Source organism: Streptomyces sp. SAS_272 (assembly GCF_052543235.1).
This window is the reverse complement of sequence record NZ_JBMNDR010000194.1, coordinates 1-3,201: the sequence shown is the minus strand read 5'-3', so window position 1 is coordinate 3,201 and position 3,201 is coordinate 1. Positions and strand designations below refer to the sequence as shown.

Sequence of the window (3,201 nt, the reverse complement as noted above, 5' to 3'; positions counted from 1 at the left end):
ATCTATGAGGCGCCGGCGACCCTTCAGACCTGTTGACCTGCCCACGGTTTGGTCATGACCGACTCCCAGAAGTTCGAACAACGCTCGAACTTTCGTATGCGCGCATTCCGCGTGAGTGCCCAATGGAGGACACCTCAATGCGTTACCGGCCGAGATTCAGCAACCGCCTGGTGGCCGCCCTGTGCGGCTCGATGCTTTCCACGACCCTGTTGACGGTGGGGCCCGGGGCGACTGCCGCACAGGCGGCCGACGACCCCAACGCGGTCGCCCTCGACAAGGACGCGATCCTCGCCGCCAACGGGCTCGACGAGCGGCAGTGGTACAAGGACAACATCCCCTTCGTCGACACCCCCGACAACGACATCGACGACGTCTACTACTACCGGTGGAGCACCTACAAGCGTGCGCTGCGCTACACCGTGCCGGGAACCGGGTACGTGTCGACCGAGTACGACGTGCCGATCGGCTACGCCGGGAACCCCTACACCGCGCTCCCGGACGCGACCGGCTACCACCTGCTGGACGGACGCTGGCTGCGCAACCGCGACTACGCGGGTGACTACCTGGACTTCTGGCTGCGCGGGGCGGGCAACCCGGGCGTACGGAACTTCAGCGAGTGGATCACGAGCGCCGCGTACCAGCGCTATCTCGTGACCGGTGACGCCGCGCAGATCAAGTCGGCCCTCCCGCACCTCATCGCCCTGTACAAACGGTGGGACTCCGACTTCACCGCCGACATCACGGTGAATGGCGCCCAGTCGACCAGCGACCTGTACCACCAGAGCCCGCTGTCCGACGCCACGGAGTACACCGAGACGTCGATGCACAGCAGCAACTGGTTCAGCGGCGGCCGCGGGTACCGGCCCACGATCAACGCCTACATGTTCGCCGCCGCCCAGGCGATCAGCAAGATCGCCACCATGACCGGGGACACGGCGACCGCGAACGACTACGACGCGAAGGCCGCGCAGCTCAAGGCCGCCGTGCAGAACTCCCTCTGGGACCCGCAGCGCTCCTTCTTCATGCAGGTCTACAACACGGACAGCACCAACGGCGCCCTGAAGCAGACCCGGACGACCTGGCGCGAACTGATGGGCTACGCCCCGTGGGCGTTCAACCTGCCGGACGCGCAGTACTCGTCGGCGTGGAAGTACCTGACCGACGCCAAGAGGTTCAAGGCGCCGTTCGGGCCCACGACCCTGGAGCGGGTGCACGACTTCGAGGCCGAGCAGGCCCCTCGCAACCACGCCAACCTGTTCAGCTCGTCGACGGCCTCCAACGGCCAGTACATCGGGCAGATCGACTTCGACGACAGCTACGTCACGTACAGCGTGGACGCGCCCGGCGCCGGGACGTACCCGGTGACCGTGTACTACGCCAACGGCACCAGCGGCACGTCGACCCACAAGCTGATCGTCAACGACGACACCGCCAACCCGGTCACCGTCAACTACGCCCCCACCGGCGCCTGGGGCAAGTTCTCGGATTCGCAGGCCGTCACCGTGCAGGTCCCCCTGAAGGCGGGCGCCAACACGCTGAAGTTCGCCAAGGGCACCGGCTTCGCCGAACTCGACCGGATCACCGCGAACCCGTACTTCAACTACCAGGCGATCCCGGCCTCGCAGCAGCGCGACGACGCCAACTGCTGCCACTGGAACGGCCCGAGCTGGCCCTACCAGACGAGCCAGGTCCTCACCGGCCTGGCGAACCTGCTCCAGGACTACCCGGCGCAGAGCTACGTCACCAAGGCCGACTACCAGACCATGCTGTCGCAGTTCGCCGACCTCCAGCACAAGGACGGCAAGCCCTACATCGCAGAGGCCGCCAACGGCGACACCGGCGAGTGGATCTACGACGGGTTCAACTTCAGCGAGAACTACAACCACTCCAGCTTCAACGACCTCGTGCTGACCGGCCTGCTGGGCATCAAGCCCCAGGCGAACGACACGCTGGTCCTCAAGCCGCTGATCCCGTCGAACTGGGACTGGTTCGCCGTGGAGAGCCTGCCCTACCACGGGCACACCTACGCGATCCGCTGGGACCGGGACGGCACCCACTACGGCAAGGGCAGCGGCCTGCAGGTCTTCCAGGACGGCCAGCGCGTCCTCCAGTCCCCGACCGTCGGCAACACCACCGTGAACGTGGCCGCCCCGGTCACCCCGGCGCCGGCCACGCGGATGATGAACGTGGCCGCCAACCCCCTCACCGCCGAGCAGGACTGGCTGGGCCGCACCATCACGCAGCCCTACCCGAAGGCCTTCGCCTCCTACACCAACACCGTCTCCAACGGCCCGCACTGCCACAGCGGCCAGACCTGCAAGTCCACCACCTTCGACGCCCCGCTGCGGGCCACCGACGGCTGGATCCGCTACGACAAGATCCCCGACGACCGGTGGACCAACTCCGGCTCGCCCAACGCCACCGACCACCTCGGCGTCGACTTCGGCGCGCCCCGGAAGATCAACGAGGTGAAGTTCTACACCTACGACGACGGCGCGAACATCCGCGTCCCGGCGAGCTACACCGTGCAGTACCTCGACAACGGCTCGTGGGTGAACGTCCCGAACCAGACCAGGAGCCCGGCCACGCCGGTCGCCGACGACGCGAACGAGGTGAGGTTCCCGACGGTCACGACGTCCCAGTTCCGGGTCGTCTTCACGCCCCAGGCCGGCAAGTTCGTCGGCGTCACCGAGCTGGAGTCCTGGTACCCGGAGACCCCTGCCGTGAAGATCGTCAACAAGAACAGCAACCTGGAGCTCGGGATCTCCGGCTCCTCGATCAACGCCGGTGGCGCCGCCCAGCAGCAGACCGCCGACACCTCGGCCAACCACCACTGGAAGATCGTCCCCGCCGAGAACGGCTACTACAAGATCTTCAACACCAACAGCGGGCAGGTCCTCGGCATCAAGGACGCCTCCAAGACGGCCGGCGCCGTGGCACTGCAATGGGGCGACACCCTCACCTCCGACCACCTGTGGTCGGTGGTGGACGCGGGCGACGGCTACTGCAAGATCGTCAACAAGAACAGCGGCATGGTCCTGGGCGTCCAGAACATGTCCACCGCCTCCGGGGCGACCGTCCTGCAGTGGGACGACAACGGCACCGCCGACCATCTGTGGCGCGTCGTCACGGACGACGGAGCCACGCCGTTCAACCCCTGACAGCCCCGCCCCCGCCGCGGCAGCGTCGCCCGACGCTGCC

1 protein-coding gene is annotated in these 3,201 nt (G+C 67.0%); it reads left to right on the top strand.

The annotated features are described in order from the left end of the window. Positions 1 to 122 precede the first annotated feature (122 nt). The gene (locus ACN6LD_RS42025) at positions 123 to 3,161 is read left to right on the top strand and encodes an MGH1-like glycoside hydrolase domain-containing protein (protein ID WP_445045920.1); all 3,039 of its coding nucleotides are present in this window, start codon (positions 123 to 125) and stop codon (positions 3,159 to 3,161) included. Positions 3,162 to 3,201: the final 40 nt, after the last annotated feature.

Coding starts and splice junctions, on each gene's coding strand:
- ACN6LD_RS42025 (WP_445045920.1), top strand. CDS start 123: ATGGAGGACACCTCAATGCGTTACCGGCCGAGATTCAGCAACCGCCTG.